This window comes from Leeuwenhoekiella polynyae, from assembly GCF_004104075.1.
In the GTDB taxonomy this organism is placed as follows: Bacteria; Bacteroidota; Bacteroidia; order Flavobacteriales; family Flavobacteriaceae; genus Leeuwenhoekiella; species Leeuwenhoekiella polynyae.
Map to the genome: position 1 here is coordinate 51,839 of NZ_QOVK01000001.1, position 17,241 is coordinate 69,079.

General features: G+C 41.5%; 16 protein-coding genes. 5 read left to right on the forward strand and 11 right to left on the reverse strand.

All coding sequences use genetic code 11. The features are described from left to right. Positions 1–295: 295 nt before the first annotated feature. The 6 genes from DSM02_RS20265 to ku all read right to left on the reverse strand — a co-directional run bounded on the left by DSM02_RS20265 (position 296) and on the right by ku (position 8,029). Complete coding sequence (locus DSM02_RS20265; RefSeq protein ID WP_164918197.1) at positions 296–454, reverse strand: hypothetical protein; 159 nt, start codon at positions 452–454, stop codon at positions 296–298. A 577-nt stretch (positions 455–1,031) separates the two neighbouring features. After that, positions 1,032–3,221, reverse strand: a complete 2,190-nt coding sequence (locus DSM02_RS00210; RefSeq protein ID WP_128763762.1) for a xanthine dehydrogenase family protein molybdopterin-binding subunit — start codon at positions 3,219–3,221, stop codon at positions 1,032–1,034. Continuing rightward, positions 3,221–4,198, reverse strand: a complete 978-nt coding sequence (locus tag DSM02_RS00215; RefSeq protein ID WP_128763763.1) for an FAD binding domain-containing protein — start codon at positions 4,196–4,198, stop codon at positions 3,221–3,223. Before DSM02_RS00215 ends, DSM02_RS00210 begins: the two co-directional genes overlap by 1 nt. Before the next feature lie 5 nt (positions 4,199–4,203). Further along, positions 4,204–4,671 (reverse strand): (2Fe-2S)-binding protein, encoded by a 468-nt coding sequence (locus DSM02_RS00220; protein WP_128763764.1) that lies wholly within the window; start codon positions 4,669–4,671, stop codon positions 4,204–4,206. Positions 4,672–4,820: 149 nt separating this feature from the next. Beyond that, the gene (ligD, locus tag DSM02_RS00225; protein ID WP_128763765.1) at positions 4,821–7,250 is read right to left on the reverse strand and encodes a DNA ligase D; all 2,430 of its coding nucleotides are present in this window, start codon (positions 7,248–7,250) and stop codon (positions 4,821–4,823) included. A 2-nt stretch (positions 7,251–7,252) separates the two neighbouring features. Next, the gene (gene ku / locus DSM02_RS00230; protein WP_128762049.1) at positions 7,253–8,029 is read right to left on the reverse strand and encodes a non-homologous end joining protein Ku; all 777 of its coding nucleotides are present in this window, start codon (positions 8,027–8,029) and stop codon (positions 7,253–7,255) included. Between the two features lie 740 nt (positions 8,030–8,769). Here ku and DSM02_RS00235 point away from each other — a divergent pair. The 5 genes from DSM02_RS00235 (at position 8,770) to DSM02_RS00250 (ending at position 12,048) form a co-directional block, all read left to right on the forward strand. Further along, entirely contained in the window at positions 8,770–9,060 is a 291-nt protein-coding gene (locus DSM02_RS00235; RefSeq protein ID WP_128763766.1) for a hypothetical protein, read from the forward strand. 10 nt (positions 9,061–9,070) lie between these two features. Then, positions 9,071–9,508 carry a hypothetical protein gene (locus DSM02_RS00240; RefSeq protein ID WP_128763767.1) on the forward strand — a complete coding sequence of 146 codons (438 nt, stop codon included), beginning with the start codon at positions 9,071–9,073 and terminating at the stop codon, positions 9,506–9,508. A gap of 94 nt (positions 9,509–9,602) precedes the next feature. Further along, complete coding sequence (locus DSM02_RS20645) at positions 9,603–9,737, forward strand: hypothetical protein (protein WP_262707827.1); 135 nt, start codon at positions 9,603–9,605, stop codon at positions 9,735–9,737. A 28-nt stretch (positions 9,738–9,765) separates the two neighbouring features. Further along, positions 9,766–10,614 carry an SDR family oxidoreductase gene (locus DSM02_RS00245; RefSeq protein ID WP_128763768.1) on the forward strand — a complete coding sequence of 283 codons (849 nt, stop codon included), beginning with the start codon at positions 9,766–9,768 and terminating at the stop codon, positions 10,612–10,614. Positions 10,615–10,917: 303 nt separating this feature from the next. Next, complete coding sequence (locus tag DSM02_RS00250) at positions 10,918–12,048, forward strand: sensor histidine kinase (protein ID WP_128763769.1); 1,131 nt, start codon at positions 10,918–10,920, stop codon at positions 12,046–12,048. A 78-nt stretch (positions 12,049–12,126) separates the two neighbouring features. Here DSM02_RS00250 and DSM02_RS00255 read toward each other — a convergent pair whose 3' ends face one another. The 5 genes from DSM02_RS00255 to DSM02_RS00275 form a co-directional block, all read right to left on the reverse strand. Continuing rightward, positions 12,127–14,265, reverse strand: coding sequence for a catalase (locus DSM02_RS00255; RefSeq protein ID WP_128763770.1), 2,139 nt, complete (start codon positions 14,263–14,265; stop codon positions 12,127–12,129). A gap of 165 nt (positions 14,266–14,430) precedes the next feature. Then, complete coding sequence (locus tag DSM02_RS00260) at positions 14,431–14,838, reverse strand: hypothetical protein (RefSeq protein WP_128763771.1); 408 nt, start codon at positions 14,836–14,838, stop codon at positions 14,431–14,433. A 15-nt stretch (positions 14,839–14,853) separates the two neighbouring features. Beyond that, complete coding sequence (locus DSM02_RS00265; RefSeq protein ID WP_128763772.1) at positions 14,854–15,414, reverse strand: hypothetical protein; 561 nt, start codon at positions 15,412–15,414, stop codon at positions 14,854–14,856. Positions 15,415–15,538: 124 nt separating this feature from the next. Beyond that, entirely contained in the window at positions 15,539–15,802 is a 264-nt protein-coding gene (locus DSM02_RS00270; RefSeq protein WP_128762057.1) for a SemiSWEET family sugar transporter, read from the reverse strand. An 11-nt stretch (positions 15,803–15,813) separates the two neighbouring features. After that, positions 15,814–17,241: a Y4yA family PLP-dependent enzyme gene (locus tag DSM02_RS00275; RefSeq protein WP_128763773.1), complete on the reverse strand. Its 1,428-nt coding sequence runs from the start codon at positions 17,239–17,241 to the stop codon at positions 15,814–15,816.

Consider the following 17,241-nt stretch of genomic DNA (forward strand, 5'->3'; position numbering starts at 1 on the left):
CGCATCAACTCGCTCAAAGACATGCTTTGCCGTATCGATGGAAAAAATGAACAGAAAGATGAATAGAAGTTTGATATTTCAATTCATGTTCTGAACCCACAAATCGACCTATCTAGATGGATTAGCATAACTCAAGGACTATTCTGAACCGAGGGATTTTAATTCTTTTGATCCTTCGGGTTTGGATAATTTGTAGTTAAGCTTCAAATTGAGTAAGCATCCAACTCCTGCTCCGATCTTAGGGAAGGAGTCAAGGGAGAAGGGGGCTACTCCGGTGGAATTAGCCTAAATCCAACTAAACGACCTCAAAATAAATAAACGAACCGATCACGGCCAAAACCAATATAATCAGCACGACAATGATAAAGCCGGCGCCAAAGCGTGTTTTTTTATTATCCTGAAGGATATAGTCCCGTTCCTTCTCGTCATCAGAATCTTTTACAATCTTAGTCATAACATCAATTTTGAATCTAAAGTACACTATTTAGAGCGAGCTGAAATTATTTTAAGAAATTTTAAGGACAAGAGGAACCTTCTGTACCCTCAGTCTCGTTACTCTTTTAATGGTAAGCGCTACATAGTATATACCAGATAAAGCGATAGGATCTCAAAGCCTATGCGCCATCTGGCTCATTAGCCAAAAAGGTGCGGTTATACTGAACCGAGGGTTTTTGATTGATTTAGCCCTTCGGGTTTGAATATGGCAGTGTATTCAATAGAGTAAGAATTCAACGCTTTTCTCCAACTTAAGAGAAGGAGTCAGGGGGAGAAGGAGTGGGGACACGGTCGATTGAGAAAGATGGTATTGTGCTTTTAATATTGAATTAAATATACTGCCCACTGTAACTTATACTGTGAACTTAACGTATGATTTCTCTACTGGCCTTTCTACTTGCTCAGGGCGAACCCCCGTAATGATATTTAGGTTACGGAATAATAGAGATTTAAATGCTATGAAACGTGTCTCGATCTAAAAATGTATGGTTCAGTTTAAGGCTTTGTGGGCTCACCCATCCTCACGGAGGACGCTGTTAGGCTTCTAAAACATCATCCAGCAGCATAGGTAGCTTTCTCAGTCTTTTTCCGGTTGCGTCAAAGATCGCATTACTTATTGCTGCTGCCAGGCCTACAATACCCAATTCTCCCACACCTTTAGCACCCAGCGGATTGACTTTATCATCTTTCTCTTCAACAAACTCTGTGTGTATATCGTGTATATCGGCATTTACAGCAATGTGATATTCGGCGAAGTTGGCATTCATAACCCGCCCATAACGGGTATCTACCATTCCCTCTTCACGAAGGGCCATCCCCAGACCCCAGACCATAGATCCCAGCAACTGATTTTCAGCAGTTTTAGGATTGATGATCTTACCGGCTGCAGAAACATTGACAAGGCGGGGCACCTTAATAATTCCTAAGTCCTTATCAACTGTAACCTCAACCATCACACAACAATGGGCATAACCCGAATGGGTGTTTTGACCTGCAGCTGGTGATTCGCTGTGAGCGATGCTTAATTCTTCTTTGGAAGCCTGTTGCATAATTTCCGTGAAAGCAAATGTTTTAGAACCGTATTCCAGCTTACCTTTTTGAAACGAAATATCTTCAAAAGCTACAGCTTGATAATCCGGATTGTTTCGTTTCCATATATCGGCGATTCGGTATTTGAATTTTTCACAAACTGAGGCTACCGCCGATCCTACTGACGAAACCGTCCAGGAGCCTCCTTCAATTGGGGAGTCTGGGAACGCGGTATCTCCCAGCATAAATTTTATCTTTTCTATAGAAACCCCTAACTTGTCTGCAGCGATCTGAGACATTACGGTATAGGTTCCTGTTCCAATATCTGCTGTGGCGCATTTAATGGTAAATGTACCCTCTTCATTCATACTCAGAGAAACGGAAGCTGGTTGTTGCAGCGCCTCCCAAGAACCGGTAGCCATCCCATAACCCTTAAGCAGGTGTGGCTCAGTCTTAGATAAATCCTTTCTGTTTTTCCAGCCAAATACTTCCTCACAGCGCGCATAACATGCCATCAGCTCTTTGCTGGTGAAGGGTTTGTCTTCATTCTGATCGTAATCTACATAATTTTTACGCCGGAATTCCAGCGGATCAATGCCCGCTTCATGGGCAAGTTCATCTATAGCACATTCTAAGGCATAAACCCCAGAAACGCCGCCGGGAGCACGCATATCAAGTGGGGTATAACTCTGTACCGGCGTTAATTCATATTCTAAATTTACATTGTCACATTTGTATAAGAGACCAGACCAGTCTACAATAGTCTCATTAAAATCTTCAAACGTAGAGGTCTCTCCAACAGTTTTATGCGAAAGAGCTTTTAGTATACCGTCCTTTGAACAACCCAACTTCATGGTGTGAATGACTTCCGGCCGGTATCCAAAGCTGAACATCTGCGCACGCGTCATAACCATTTGTACATTGTGTTTTAACTCTAAAGCAGCAAGTGTTGCCATAAATAACTGGTACTGCGGGCGAAGCCCGGAGCCGAACGCACCGCCTACAAAATCGCTTTTCACTTGCACTCTATCTGCACCAAGGCCAAACACACCGTTAAGATATTTTAATGAACTCGCAACACCTTGTATTTTATCATAGACCACAAGGCTTCCGTCGCTTTTATATTCGACGCTTGTGGCGTGGGGCTCCATCGGATTGTGGTAATTGCGCGACTGGCGGTATTCCCGAATTATTGTATAGTCGGAATTTTTAAAAGCTTTTTTAAAATCCCCTCTATTCGATGCGGGTTCTGGAGCGCGATCGGCGCTGGCATTTTTGAGGTTATCCGATAAGCTGCCTTTAAACTTCTTTTCTTCGTAGGTCACTTTGATCAGCTTAGAAGCATAGCGGGCCTGTTCAAAAGTTTGGGCAACTACCAAGGCAATGGGTTGACCGTTATACAGTATTTTATCGTTATAAAAAGGGCGGAATGGCTTGCCGGGAGGGGAAAGTGGATCGGTATAATCAACCTTATTTTTTAAACGCTCAGGAAGATTCTTGTGTGTGAAAATACCTTTTACCCCTTCAAATGCTTCTGCTGCCGAGGTGTCTATAGCTGTGATGCTTCCACAGGCAATAGTGCTTTGCAAAACATAAGCGTGGTAAAATGGAGATGCGATATCTGCAGCATAGGTCGCTTTGCCGGTTACTTTTTGCGGACCGTCGACCCGTTTTTGTTTGTTTCCTATATTGAGCATTATGATGGATTTAGAGCGTTGTTTAAGGCACGTACGATAGCGCCTTTTACCAGCGAAATTTTAAAGTCATTGGTCCCAAAACCTTGGGCACCCTGGATTAATTGTTCAGCTAAGGATTGAAAATTTTCTGTGGAAGCCTCTTTCCCAAAAAAATCTTTTTCTACTTCTTTTAGTTTCCAGGGTTTGTGAGCGACACCGCCCAAAGCGACACGTATGTCTGCAATTTTACCCTGAGAAACTTTTAAGCATGCCGCAACAGAGACGAGAGCAAAAGCATAGGACTCCCGGTCACGAATTTTTAGGTATTCAAAATGCTCTGAGAAACCTTCAGCGGGTAATTGAATATGGGTTATGAGATCTCCGGGTTCCAGATTATGGTCCTTTTCTGGCTGATCTCCCGGAAGTCTGTGAAGTTGGTCAAAAGGGATCACTATGGTTTCTCCCTTGCGCAGCACATGTACTTTGGCTTCTAAGGCGGCCAGGGCTACACACATATCTGAAGGGTGCGTGGCAATACAGGAGGCTGAAGTGCCTAAAATAGCATGAATACGGTTAAACCCCTTAATCGCGGCACATCCGGTTCCCGGTTCACGCTTGTTACAGGGCATTGTCGTATCGTAAAAGTAATAGCAGCGGGTACGTTGTAGTAGATTTCCCCCGTTTGTAGCGCGGTTACGCAGCTGTGAGGATGCTGCGGCAAGTATGGCTTTATTGAGAACAGGATACGTGCTTTTTACCGCTGCGTGGTAGGCGGTATCTGCATTGGTTACCAATGCTCCCAGTAATAAACCCTTATCAGATTCTTCGATCTGAGCGTAAGGCAACTTACCGATATCTGCAAGGCTATCGGGTTCTTCAACTCCATATTTCATGAGGTCTACTAAGTTGGTTCCGCCGGCAAGAATAGTGGAATCACGTAATGTAGTGCCTAACGAGAGATCTTCGGTCGAAAGCCGGGTGTATTGAAATGGTTTCATAGTGATTAGGATTCTTCGTAAATGCGACGGGCGGCTTTCGTTATATTTTTATAGGCGGCGCAACGGCAAAGGTTACCGCTCATCCAATCTTTGAGTTCTTCTTCAGAATTGATTTCCCCGCGGTTACACATCGCGATGGTGGAGCAAATTTGCCCCGGGGTACAGAATCCACATTGGTACGCATCTTCTTCTATAAAAATCTGTTGTTCAGGGCTTAAGTTATCAGCGGTTGCAACACCTTCAATGGTGGTGATTTCTGCTCCATCCAGACTCACTAAAAGGCAAAGGCAGGAATTCACGCTGTTACCGTCAATAAGAACTGTGCAGGCACCGCACTGGCCATGGTCACAACCTTTTTTTGTTCCAACGAGTTTTTGATGATAGCGCAGGTAGTCAAGTAGTGTGGTCCACGGTTCGATAGCAACTTCCACCGGTTCTCCATTTAAGGTAAAATGCACAAGGTTTGTATTCATAAAAAAGCAGTTAGTTTGTCGGTAACGCAATACCGTATTTGAGAAGGGTTTTGCGTTTTCAATTTAGCGGGATATCCCGGGCTAAACTGTTTAAGAACTCTTAAATAACAAATTATTAAGAGATGTAATGTATTTCTAAAAACTATAGGTTACTCGTTTTCTAGTTTTTCGAGGGCCACAGCCATGTCAATACCCGCTCCTAAAATCCCTGCAAACAGATCGCCCTGCTCCTGCAGTCGGTCGACCATTGTTTTTAGGGTAAACTGATTGATTTTTAGACCTTTATTGACTTCCTTCCACTCTAGGGGAGCGGAGACCGTTGCTCCGGGTTTGGGTCTGACGCAATAGGGGGAGGCAAGCGTTTGCCCTTTCCGGTTCTGCAGGTAATCCAAATAAATTTTACCCTTTCGGTCTTTGACGGCGCGGGTCATACTGGTAAGATTAGGAACTTGTTCCTCCACATACATACACAGCAGTTTGGTGAAATTACGCGCTTCGGCATAACTGTATTGAGCCGCCAGCGGAAGGTAGATATGTAAACCACTCGAACCCGAGGTTTTGCAAAAGCCTTTAATACCTGCTCGATCCAGGATTTCTTTTACGGCCTGTGCTACGGTTATTACTTCTTCAAAGGTATTGGTGTCTGAAGGATCAAGATCAATAATGGCATAATCGGGTTTCTCCAGAGTACCCACCCGCGAATTCCAGGGATTGATTTCAATACATCCCAGATTGGCCATATAGAGCAATGCGGCTTCGTTTTGACACAGTAGGTAGTTGATCTTGCGGTCTAACGATTTGGAGAATACGGAAACCGTCTCCATCCACGCCGGAAGATGCTCTTGGTCTTTATGGTAAAAACCTTTCTTATTAATTCCGTCTGGATGGCGGTGCAAGCTTTGCGGCCGGTCTTTGAGATAGGGCAACATATATTCTGATACCTGAATATAATAATCAATAAGATCATACTTGGTGTAGCCGGAAGCGGGCCAGTATATTTTTTCCAGATTGGTGAAATTAACGTAGTGTCCGGCTACTTCAATACCTGCTTCAGAAGTGGGCTGGGTTTTCTTAGATACTGAATGTGGCTTCTGAATACGAATCTCTTGTGGAATCTTATCGCTGCGCAGGCCTTTATAAACTGGATGGCGCATAACATGGTTTGTTGTCCATTCGGAAAATTTAACTTCACAAATCAATTGTGGAATGATCCAATTTGGCTTTCGGCCCTTCAGGTTTATCTTTTTACCAAAGGGATTTTCAGCAACCGAAAGTTTTTTCAGCTGCTTCAGCAACCCATGTTGTTCTTCATTGCTAAACCCGGAACCGCAATTGCCCACATATTTCAGTTTATCTTCGGTATACATCCCTAGAATTAAACTCCCAAACGGGGTACCGCCACTATTTGAATTGGTATACCCGCAGATCAGCGTCTCTTCGGTGAGCACGGCTTTGATCTTTAGCCATTTTTCAGAGCGGTATCCCGGCGCATAGGTCGATTCTTTGTGTTTGGCGATGACGCCTTCCATACCGGCATCAACCGCTTTATTGTAGAGTGCAGATCCCATACCTTCAATATGGTCGCAATACAGCGTAGCTTCACAACCTGCGATGACTTCCGGAATCAGGCTTTTACGGTCTAAAAGGGGCAGGTCTAGCATGTCATGCCCGTTGAGGTTGAGCATATCAAATACATAATAGCGCAACGTGCCCGCCGTAGTATGGGTATAATTCTGCAACGCCTGGAACTGCGGTAAGCCGTCAGCATCTACCACGACCACTTCACCATCCAGTATTGCATCATGCTCAATTGCTTCTAAATCCTGTTTCAGTTTTTCAAACTTTTCCGTGTAGTTGATACCGTTTCTCGAATGCAGATTAACCTTCCCATCCTGAATATGTGCCAGAACCCGGTAACCGTCCCATTTGAGTTCATACACCCACTCGGGATCGTTAAATATGTTTTTAGTCGCTGTGGCTAACATAGGTCGGATGAATTGGGAGGGGTCGAGTTTTTTGATGGGGGTGGAAGAGGAAGCAGGAGATTGGTTGCGGTTTACAAATACCTCTGCATCGTAGTGTAAATCGGTAGCGTAGGAATCTTTCTTCTTGATGAGCAACCAGTGGTTATCTGCATTTTCTCTTTTGGTATGTACAAGGGCAAATGTTCCTTTTATTTTGGTGCCAAAAAACTGAATCTTTAAGTCGCCTTTTTCATAGTGTTGCAACAGGGCATCCGTGGGATATCCGGCTGCTATGGTAAAGGTGCCTTCATCCCAAATGATCATTTCCCCGGCGCCATAATTTCCTTTAGGGATGGTGCCGTGAAAAGTTAGATAGCGTATAGGATGATCTTCAGTCTGTACCGCAAGGCGCTTGTCTGCAGGATTGAGCGAAGGGCCTTTGGGAACCGCCCAACTTTTGAGCACCCCATCCAACTCCAGCCGTAGATCGTAATGCAAACGTGAAGCCTGATGGCGTTGTATGACAAACCGACCCGCTGATTTGGAATGGATGTCTGCGGCGGGTTCTGGGGTTTTGTTGAAGTCCCTTTTACGTTTGTACTCCTCCAGCCCCATAATCAGGAAGCTTTATTTTTTTTCTTTTTCTCAAGACTGGCTTTTAGCTGTGCCATCAGGTCTTTTGCGGGAGTGGGTTTGCTTTCAAATTTTTCAGGCTCCTTTACTTTTCCGGTGGACTTCGACTTGATAATTTTCATCAACTGGTCGTTGTATACGTCTTTGTATTTAGCAAAATCAAAGGTCTCGGTGTAGTTTTCTATGAGCGAGATAGCCATATCCACTTCTTTCTTAGTCACCTTAGTCTTGGATAATTTGAGTTCCCCAGGATCGCGTATCTCGTCTTCAAACCTGATCACATGCAAAACCAAAGCATTGTCGTAAACTCCTACCAGACTAAGATGCTCTTTTTGACGCATCACAAAGGTGGCCACGCCTAGTTTTTTGGTTTTTTTCAATGCGTTTCGTAGCAGGTTATACGATTTCCCTCCTTCTTTCTGCGGTTCGAGAAAATATGGCTTTTTAAAAAGAACATCGGCAACTTCAACCTCGTCTATAAATTCCTCGATATCGATGGTTTTGCTTTTTTTGAGGTTGGCCTGTTCAAAGTCTTCCTTTTCAAGGACTACGTATCCGTCATCCTGCTTAAAACCTTTAACGATATCCTTCCATTCTACTTCTTTTCCGGTTTCTTCGTTAATGCGTTTGTAGCGTATACGCGCATTGTCGTGGCGGTCAAGCATATCGAGATCCAACTTGCGGTCCTCCGAGCCGGAATACATTTTTATAGGTATGGAAACCAAACCAAAACTTATTGAACCATTCCAAATTGAGCGCATAGTCTTTTATTTAAAATCAGATTACTCAAGGTAAGTCTTTTAATGAAGATTTAAATTGAGCATTTTGTTAATACTATTTGAATTAGGGAATACTTAACGAATGCCTGAAGAGCCAAGATGGGCATTATTTTTTAAAACATTCACCCAAGCCTTCCTTCAAAGTAAGGGAGTTGTGATTGGACACCAGACGAATTATGCTGTTTAAACCTCAGCACAAACGCGATATGAAGCAGGTGGAAACAATAGATTTAAATTAAAGGCGTCGTGCTGAACTGGATTCAACATCGTTTTACGCTAAGCTTCTTGAATGCGAAATTGAATTGGCGGGCAAGAAAATAAGCTTCTATTTTTTTGGTTTCTAGCCGCATCAACTCGCTCAAAGACATGCTTTGCCGTATCGATGGAAATAATGAACAGGGAGATGAATGGAAGTTCTATGTTCAATTTTTAGCCCGCTGTTGATTATTTGTTGTGCTTCCTATGGTTAATCTGAACCGAAGGATTTTGATTCATTTAACCATGCGGGTTTGGTAGTATAATGCTATACAAATCGGGTATCCAAACCTGGAGCTGCTTGAAGTCTATATCGATTCTGAATTTGAATGGTTTGAATACTATTTATTCACGCATTAACAAGACTTTTTGATAGGCTATTAAAGTTTTCTCAATTGGCATTTTTTACAGTTGTATTATTTTAAGTTATCAATACATTTAATGTACGATTAAAAACAATATTTAATATGAAGACTTCTCCAAACTCCCATTTTGAACGTGCGCTAAACAAACTGCTAAAGCGTTACGACTGCACCCAGAACGAGCGCAAGCGCCTGCGTGCTGTAGCTATGACAACTATCTCTAAGATCTCTCACACCGAATATGGCGGTTTTGAGGAACAGACCGGAGCGTTTTTGAGTGAGGCAATGAGCAGCACATTTAAAATTAAGATCGACTATATAGATCAACACACACAGGCATTCAAATCCCTGTACCTCGTTCCCAATACTGAGGAGTATTCTGACACAAGTATTTAAGGGTAGTATTATGGAATCCTTTTCGATCAATACCCGGGATGTACTACTGCTTGAAACGATAGCCGATCAGCTTGCTAGAGATCAATCTGATTACTTCGATAGACACAAGCGCAGCCTTTATCTGTATGAATCTTACCTTTTTGAAAAGCTTTTTAAGCTTAAAAGAGCTTCCCATATGGTAATAGCAGGCATTTTAAAAGATAATAGGTCTAAAAACCTGAATGCTAATGGGCAAGCGTCTGCCATACGGGAGAAGGCTGCCTGCACTACGTATCAGGGGCTTTGTATTAAAAAATATGAGAATCAGAAACTACAGGTGCTATCACATTATGTGAGTCAATTGGAGGACCATGCCTTACAAAAGACCTTGTACGCTCAATTGAGCGGGATCAACCAGTTTGTAAAAGGGATCGAAACCTATCAGGTATCTAAAAACTACGTGGAATAAATGCGCTGTGATTCACAAGATCAGAAGCAGCAACCTGTTTTGCGCGTGAAGCAATTAACTATAAATACATATTACGAATCTAAATCTATAAATTATGAGTGCTAAAAATGAAAAGTCGAAAAACGATAAAAAAGAAAATAAGGACTCCATCGACAAAGGACCTTTAAAAGATAAACATACCAATCAATACGGTAATACCGATGATAAGCCTAAGAAAAGAGGCGCATAATAGATCATAAGCTCAAACAACCTATATCATGACAAAACCATCAAAATTTCCGGAACAGGAACAAGAGTTACCCGGTAGTGAAAAAGACATGAACCCGCAGCCCGAAATTGTACGGAAGGGCTATACCGGTTCGGGTAAATTAAAAAATAAAGTAGCCTTGATCACCGGCGGAGACAGCGGCATCGGTCGCAGTGTGGCCGTTCATTTTGCCATAGAGGGGGCTTCTGTAGCGATTATTTATAAATCAGAGACCGAAGACGCATTAGATACTCAGAAGCTGGTAGAAGAACACGGAAAGAAGTGTCTTTTGATCGAAGGGGATGTGCGGGATGCTGAATTTTGTAAAGAGGCTGTTGCACAAACCCGCTCAGAGCTGGGACACATTCATATTTTGGTTAACAATGCAGCAGTGCAATTTCCAAAGGATACGGTTTCTGAGATCGACGAAGACCAATTGGCTACAACTTTTGAGACCAATATTTATCCGTATTTTTTCTTTACCAAGGCATTAGAAAGTCAGTTTGAAAGTGGAGACTGTGTGATCAATTCCACTTCGGTAACCGCATACAGAGGTTCATCGCACCTGCTGGATTATAGCAGTACCAAAGGAGCTATCACAACCTTTACCCGTTCCCTGAGTAAAATGTGGGCACCCAAAAATATTCGCGTCAATGGCGTGGCTCCGGGGCCGATCTGGACGCCGTTAATCCCGGCAACCTTTGATGAGGTATCAGATTTTGGTCAGGACGTGCCTTTGGGCAGAGCCGGGCAACCCAGTGAAGTTGCGCCCGCTTATGTATTTCTGGCATCAGAAGACAGCAGCTATATAACCGGACAGGTTATTCATGTGAATGGGGGAGAAGTGGTAGGAGCTTAACATCAAATCCCATTTATTATTTTAAATTATGTTTTAAGTATCCCGTTTGCATACAACAGCAAACGGGATACTTCTTTTTATACCTCAACAAATCGTTGAAAAAAGATTCTTTAAAACCAATTTATTTTAAAAATTTGTATTTATTTGAATATTTAATCAATTGTTTTTAAGTATTTTACACTGTAGTTTTTAAGTTTTACCCCAAGTCGTTTATTTGAGTTAGAAGTCTTTATACACGTATTCAATCTTGAATTTTTGCAATACTATTTTAATCAACCAACTAAAAAGTTTAAGAGAATCGATATGAACGATATTGCTAAGTTAATTGAGAATAATAACGACACCATTATTAACATGTGGGAAGAAAAGGTTATCAAAGAAATTGAGGTTTCTAAAAATACCAAAAGCTTAGTCTTGAGGAATCAACTTCCGCATCTGCTGAATGATATCGCAGTTATATTAGAGGGACAGGATGATCTTATCAATATAAAAAATGAGGAAAGTTATAAAGGCATCTTAACGAATAGTGAAGACCATGGAAGGCATAGAGCAACTACACTTAATTACACCATAGCTAGTATATTAGAAGAATATGTAGTTTTTAATGAGGTGATCACAGCATTTTTGAGAGAGCGAAATTCATATGATGTAAATGTAGGTTTAGTTCTGCATTATGTAATTCAAACTGCAATGGTTCAATCTGCTCGATCTTTTAGTGATTCTATTAATGACATGAAAGAAAAGTTGATAAGCATGCTTGCACATGATATTAGGAACCCCCTTTCAGCAGCAAAAGTAGCACTAGAAATGCTTAAAACAGAAACCGATATCAATGAAATTCATGAAGTTTCTAAAATGACAGCAACCAGTCTGGATTTTTCTTTAAAACTAATTGAAGGCCTGCTAGATGCAATCACTATAGAAGCTGGAGAAGGTATAACGCTCAATTTTAAAGAATGTGATTTACTGAAAGATATACGGTGGGTAGTTGAGGAGACCCGATTGATATTTCCGAATACGATTATTGAAAATTTTCATGCTTCACAAATTATTGGGGTCTTTGATGGTATGGCCATACGAAGAATTTTAGAAAACTTAATCACCAATGCTGTAAAATACGGAACTAGTAAAGAACGCATAACGATAGCTGTTAGTGATTTAGGAGATCAAACGCGTATAAGTGTTCATAATTTTGGAGAACCTATACCAGAGCACAAACAAGATGAGATTTTTGATTATCTAAAGTCGAATAAGCGTGTAAAAAAAGAAGGGATTAAAAGTTGGGGCTTAGGTCTTAGCCTGGTTAAAACTGTAACAGAAGCTCATGGCGGAACTGTAAAAGTTTTGAGCAATGAAGAACTGGGTACTGAATTTCAAATAACCCTCTTAAAGAATATCAGTAAATCGGGTAAGATAAAAACACAACTATCCTGAAACTGAAACCCTTTTTCTTTAAAAAAATAACCCAAAGCGGATACTGCTTTGGGTTATTGCTTAAAAAAGTATTTAATTCTATACCGGTATTGAGGAAGCAGTCTCCATACGGTCCCAGTTTCGATGCTGTTTAATGGCATCAATAAAATCCTGGGCTTTTGCATCTACAAATACAGCTTTATCTTTCGTGTAATTTTTGATATAACTTTCTTTGAGTAGTTCTTCTCCAGCTCCTAATACAGCTATGGCTTTGCAATGTTTAAAAGCTTCACTGATAAACTTAGCATATTTGCCTTTCTTTAAAAGGCTTTTAACCGATTTCTCACCTCCCGGAACCAAAATGGCATCAAACAATACACTTTCGGTGGTCATGATCGCAGCAGCAACTTTATGTTCCATATCCTGATCGCAGGTAATACTACCTCCGTGAGGTGCCACAATTTTAACAACAGCACCTGCTTTTTCTAAGGCAGCTTTATACGGTTTAAAACTTTCCATCTCAAAACCATCTGCAGCCAGTACCGCGATCTGGCGGGTAGCAATGCTGTCAAATTTGGTCTTTGCCTGACTCAAGGCATTGTCTTTTTTCAGATAGTCTTTTTTAGGTTGAGGCTGAAACTTTTCAACATCAGCATCAGCACCTATGGCCTGGTTTACAGGCTGCTCAATCTTTTTAGGGATTTTTAAACCGAGGCCGTCTGCAACTTTAGTGGCCAGGTTTTCATCTATCTGATTGATGATCCAAAGCATGCGCTCTTGAATGTCCTGATGGTTGCATTTACCCAATTCAAACGTATACGCATCTGCTACGTGCTCTTGTTCCCAAGGAGCCAGACTGCGGTAAAATAATGCAGGTTGTGAAAAGTGATCGCTAAAGCTCTCGCTGCGTGAGCGTATTTTATGCGCGTCTATACGTTCTTCGTGATGCGTAAAACCGCCCTCGGCCATTTTAGCCAAATGCGGACAACCCATACTTAGGGAGTTGGGGAAATAAGCCGTTTGTCCTTTAGGGATTTCCGTCTGCATATGTCCGTCTCGCTGGTTGTTATGACTGGGTACTACCGGTCTGTTGATGGGGATCTGGTGAAAATTAGGGCTGCCCAAACGCGACAATTGCGTATCGCGGTAGGAGAATAACCTTCCTTGTAAAAGCGGGTCGTTCGTAAAATCAATTCCCGGGACGATATGTCCCGGTAAAAAAGCAACCTGTTCGGTTTCTGCAAAGAAATTTTCAGGGTTTTTATTCAAGGTCATTTTACCGATGATCTCTACAGGCACTAGTTCTTCTGGAATTAGCTTCGTAGGATCAAGCAGGTCAAAATCGTATTTATGTTCGTCTTCTTCTGCGACCACCTGAATACCAAATTCCCACTCGGGATATTGACCGGCTTCAATAGCGTCCCACAGATCTCTGCGGTGAAAGTCAGAATCGGCACCATTGATCTTTACTGCTTCATCCCAGGTAACCGAATGCACACCCAATACCGGTTTCCAATGGAATTTTACGAAGTGTGATTTCCCTTCCTTATTTATAAAACGAAAGGTGTGAATCCCAAAACCTTCCATCATACGGAAGCTACGCGGAATACCACGGTCGCTCATCACCCAGATGTGGTTGTGCAGGGTTTCGGTAGCACGAGAAACAAAATCGTAAAAGGTATCGTGTGCAGAAGCCGCCTGCGGGATCTCGTTATTCGGTTCGGGTTTAACCGAGTGAATGAGGTCTGGAAATTTCATCGCATCCTGAATAAAAAAGACAGGCATATTGTTTCCTACCAGATCCCAGGTACCTTCTTCAGTATAAAACTTTACGGCAAAACCGCGTACGTCCCGAGCTAAATCTGGAGAGCCTTTAGAACCCGCAACGGTAGAAAAACGTACAAATACCGGGGTCTTGCGTTGTGTGTCTGTAAAGAGTCCGGCTTTCGTATACTTTTCAATACTCTCATACAATTCAAAATATCCGTGCGCTCCACTTCCTCGAGCGTGAACGATGCGTTCTGGAATGCGCTCATGGTCAAAGCTGGTGATCTTTTCGCGTAGCAAAAAATCTTCAAGCAACGTGGCGCCGCGTTCACCGGCTTTTAAGGAGTTGTTGGTGTCGTTTACTTTGAGACCCTGATTGGTTGTAAGGTTTTTATCTGTAAAATCTTTGGTACTGTCAGCAAGCTGATCGATCTTTTTAGAAGTTGGTTTACTTTTATTTTCTTTAGCCATTATGCGAAGACTTTTGGTTAGTATATTTTCTAAAATTAGGTTGAAAACACACCAAATGGTCAAAATAAAGGTTAAAGTATATCTATAGATAAATTAAAATTATCTTAAATAATAGCTTAGAGCGCTGTAGGAGGTATAAATAGATCAAACCATGCGGAATGCGTTTTAGTAGGTACATAGTGCTGCTGTGGCAAAAACGATATGCGCTGCTATTAGGTTTACATAGTACCAGGAGACATTGAGTTTATGAGGATAGTGGGTCATTTTAAAAAGGATCCCCCACATTACAATACCCAAAACACCTTCTAAGAATCCATATATTAAAATTGTAGTGATCAATGAAAGTGGATAAAGATCATTAAGGAAAATGAGTAAATACATAAAACCAATTCCTGTTAAATAATGAGTTACCCACCCCAGTGGATTGCGCCATCCTCTTTTTTTAAAGAGCAACACATTCAACCAATACGGTTCAATCAAATTCTGCGCGAGTATTTTGCTGAGGATACAACTAAATGCGGTCATCAAGACGGTGCTCAAAAGCGCAATACCCAATATTAAAAGGACATCCATAGGTTAGTATTTTGTTTAGTTCTTTTCTTCTTCTTCTTCTTCTTCTTCTTCTTCAATCTCTTCTTCGGAAATCAAGTAATGGTCTTTACCCAGGCCAACGATTGAAATGATATTTGTTACTGTACTGTATAGCAACAGTACTACCGTAACCATCATTCCACTAATTAAAGAAGAGAAAAAGAGCGTGATCCAGTATAAATACTTAAACCAAGAGGTGGGTACTTCTTCAGATTCTGTAATGGGAATGTTGAACATCTGAAATAAAACTAAGGCGGTGATGAAAAGTACCGTGTCTATTTTGGCAATGTTAGAAACCTGAATATAATGCGCTTTTTTAAGGGTAGACTTTGAACTGGTACTGATTCCCAGAAGGGTTAGTAATAAAGTTAGAATGGTAGCAGAACCTAATACAATGGTATTGCATAGCATATTCACTCCGGATAAGGAAGCTTCAATGAGTTCTTTCGCTTTATAGCCACTCACGTTACCCAACAGGAAGATACCGATCAGTAAAAAAAGAAAGGTTAGGAGTCCGCCAAATATGGATCGTTTATTTGTTGTAAAAAAATCGTTCATAGGTGTTCTTAATGGATTGGTATTTTATTGGATGATCAAGCGTTAAGCAGTTTCTTTTTAATCCTCTTCGGGCTTGCCTTAAGGCGGTTGCTCAAGAGGTAGAAACAGATTGGGTTGCTAAAACTTATTTTGGAGGGGGCTTACTATATGCCAGTTTGGTATACACCATGATGCTGTTAAAAAGAAAAGAGAGTCCGTTTGTGATGATGATGGGCCAGTCTTCTTTGAATATCCCATAAATCGTCCAGGAGCCCACACCGATCAACAGGCAGATAAACATCCACAGTGAGATGTCTTCAGCCGATCTTGTTTGTATAACCTTAAACACCTGGGGTAGTACAGCCAGCGTTGTAAATATACTCGCGATAACTCCTATTGCTGTTTCCATGATATTTAAGATTATAATTCTTCTTCTATAGTATCTATAGAGAAGGTTTTTGGGTTATTGGTCAGGCTTAAATTTTTTGCTCGTTCAAACAAATGCGCTTCCGTTTCAAAGAAGTGCATCATATAGCCTGCTGTATTTACAAACAGTACGGTATCACCTATCTCGGGGAGTTGAGGTAAGCTGATTTTACGTTTTAAAAGTACATCTCGCTCCAGGCAATACGCTCCTGTAAAATATACCGCTACGGCTTCTGAATCAGCATTTGGGTTTTTATAACTTATAAAAGGGTCAAGGAGGAAGTCGGCGCTTGAGCTTTTGAGTTGCGACATATTCATTTCAAGACCTATAAGGTGGTTGCCTCTGGCATCTACTTTACGGTGTGCCACGCGTGCAAGAGTGATTCCTACCTGGTTGAGCAAGCTACGACCCGGCTCCAGACGTAATTCGATACCTTTTTGTTTAAGACGTTGCGCCACTGTTTTATTTTCGGTATTGGTGGTTTCTAAAATCTCTTTGAGGAAACTTGCTTTAGAATTTTCATTAAAATAAGGGTAGGTAGCCAGATCGCCTTCCAGGTGCCCATCTCTATTGCGATACCCCAAACCGTCGTTGTTATACGTTATGGGATCGTGTTTTTCTAACACCGCCTGCTTGAGCGTGTCTTTAAACCTATTCCATTCCTGTTGCGATTGCAGGTAATTCATCAGAATTCCGCCTCCTATATCTATAAAAGATATGGGAAAGTTTACATGCTGTAATTTAGCTATAATATCCAGAGTCTGGTGTAAGGCTTCTCCGCGCTGGGCTGTACTGTATCCGTCCAGATGAAAATGAAAACCTTCCACGCTAAGTTGTTCATGAGTATCGGGATTTTTGAAATAGGCTTCTAGAATTGGGATTACAGCATCTACGTCAAAACCAAATCGGCTGAAAAGTTTAGCTTCCTGATGTTTAAATCCTGAAATACGGATACCTATTTTGGCAGTTTGGTTCAAAGATTTTGCAATAGCTCTAACCTGATCCAGTTCATCTTTGTTGTCAATTATCAACAGCACTTTATTCTTCACAGCCAGCTCCAGAAGTGCTTTATTTTTGATCGCGGCGGTGGAGATGAGTTGTTTAGGATTTACATCAAGATCCAGACATTGTTGAAGTTCCGGTAAACTTGCAGTGTCTATTCCAATTCCGACTTCAACAGCTGCAGGAATCAAGTTTTTAAACTTATTGGCTTTCCGCGCAAAAAAGAGTTGGTATTTAAAACCGTAGGTGTCTAATATGCTTTTATATTCGGCAATATTATCTTGAAAAGCACCTAAATGATGCAGGTTAACAGGCGAGTTATAGGTTTCCAATACTGCTTCCTGCAGTTTAAAATCCTCCATGATGCTATGCATCCAGGGAGAAGTAATGGGCTTTAAAGGAGGTAAATTAGTATTCAT

Bases quoted from the DNA above. Each gene is read 5' to 3' on its own strand.
- DSM02_RS00275 (WP_128763773.1), bottom strand. From the start codon at position 17,241: ATGAATACTAATTTACCTCCTTTAAAGCCCATTACTTCTCCCTGGATG.
- DSM02_RS00245 (WP_128763768.1), top strand. From the start codon at position 9,766: ATGACAAAACCATCAAAATTTCCGGAACAGGAACAAGAGTTACCCGGT.
- DSM02_RS00215 (WP_128763763.1), bottom strand. From the start codon at position 4,198: ATGAAACCATTTCAATACACCCGGCTTTCGACCGAAGATCTCTCGTTA.
- DSM02_RS00220 (WP_128763764.1), bottom strand. From the start codon at position 4,671: ATGAATACAAACCTTGTGCATTTTACCTTAAATGGAGAACCGGTGGAA.
- DSM02_RS00255 (WP_128763770.1), bottom strand. From the start codon at position 14,265: ATGGCTAAAGAAAATAAAAGTAAACCAACTTCTAAAAAGATCGATCAG.
- DSM02_RS20265 (WP_164918197.1), bottom strand. From the start codon at position 454: ATGACTAAGATTGTAAAAGATTCTGATGACGAGAAGGAACGGGACTAT.
- DSM02_RS00240 (WP_128763767.1), top strand. From the start codon at position 9,071: ATGGAATCCTTTTCGATCAATACCCGGGATGTACTACTGCTTGAAACG.
- DSM02_RS00210 (WP_128763762.1), bottom strand. From the start codon at position 3,221: ATGCTCAATATAGGAAACAAACAAAAACGGGTCGACGGTCCGCAAAAA.
- DSM02_RS00270 (WP_128762057.1), bottom strand. From the start codon at position 15,802: ATGGAAACAGCAATAGGAGTTATCGCGAGTATATTTACAACGCTGGCT.
- DSM02_RS00265 (WP_128763772.1), bottom strand. From the start codon at position 15,414: ATGAACGATTTTTTTACAACAAATAAACGATCCATATTTGGCGGACTC.
- DSM02_RS20645 (WP_262707827.1), top strand. From the start codon at position 9,603: ATGAGTGCTAAAAATGAAAAGTCGAAAAACGATAAAAAAGAAAATAAG.
- DSM02_RS00260 (WP_128763771.1), bottom strand. From the start codon at position 14,838: ATGGATGTCCTTTTAATATTGGGTATTGCGCTTTTGAGCACCGTCTTG.
- ligD (WP_128763765.1), bottom strand. From the start codon at position 7,250: ATGGGGCTGGAGGAGTACAAACGTAAAAGGGACTTCAACAAAACCCCA.
- DSM02_RS00250 (WP_128763769.1), top strand. From the start codon at position 10,918: ATGAACGATATTGCTAAGTTAATTGAGAATAATAACGACACCATTATT.
- ku (WP_128762049.1), bottom strand. From the start codon at position 8,029: ATGCGCTCAATTTGGAATGGTTCAATAAGTTTTGGTTTGGTTTCCATA.
- DSM02_RS00235 (WP_128763766.1), top strand. From the start codon at position 8,770: ATGAAGACTTCTCCAAACTCCCATTTTGAACGTGCGCTAAACAAACTG.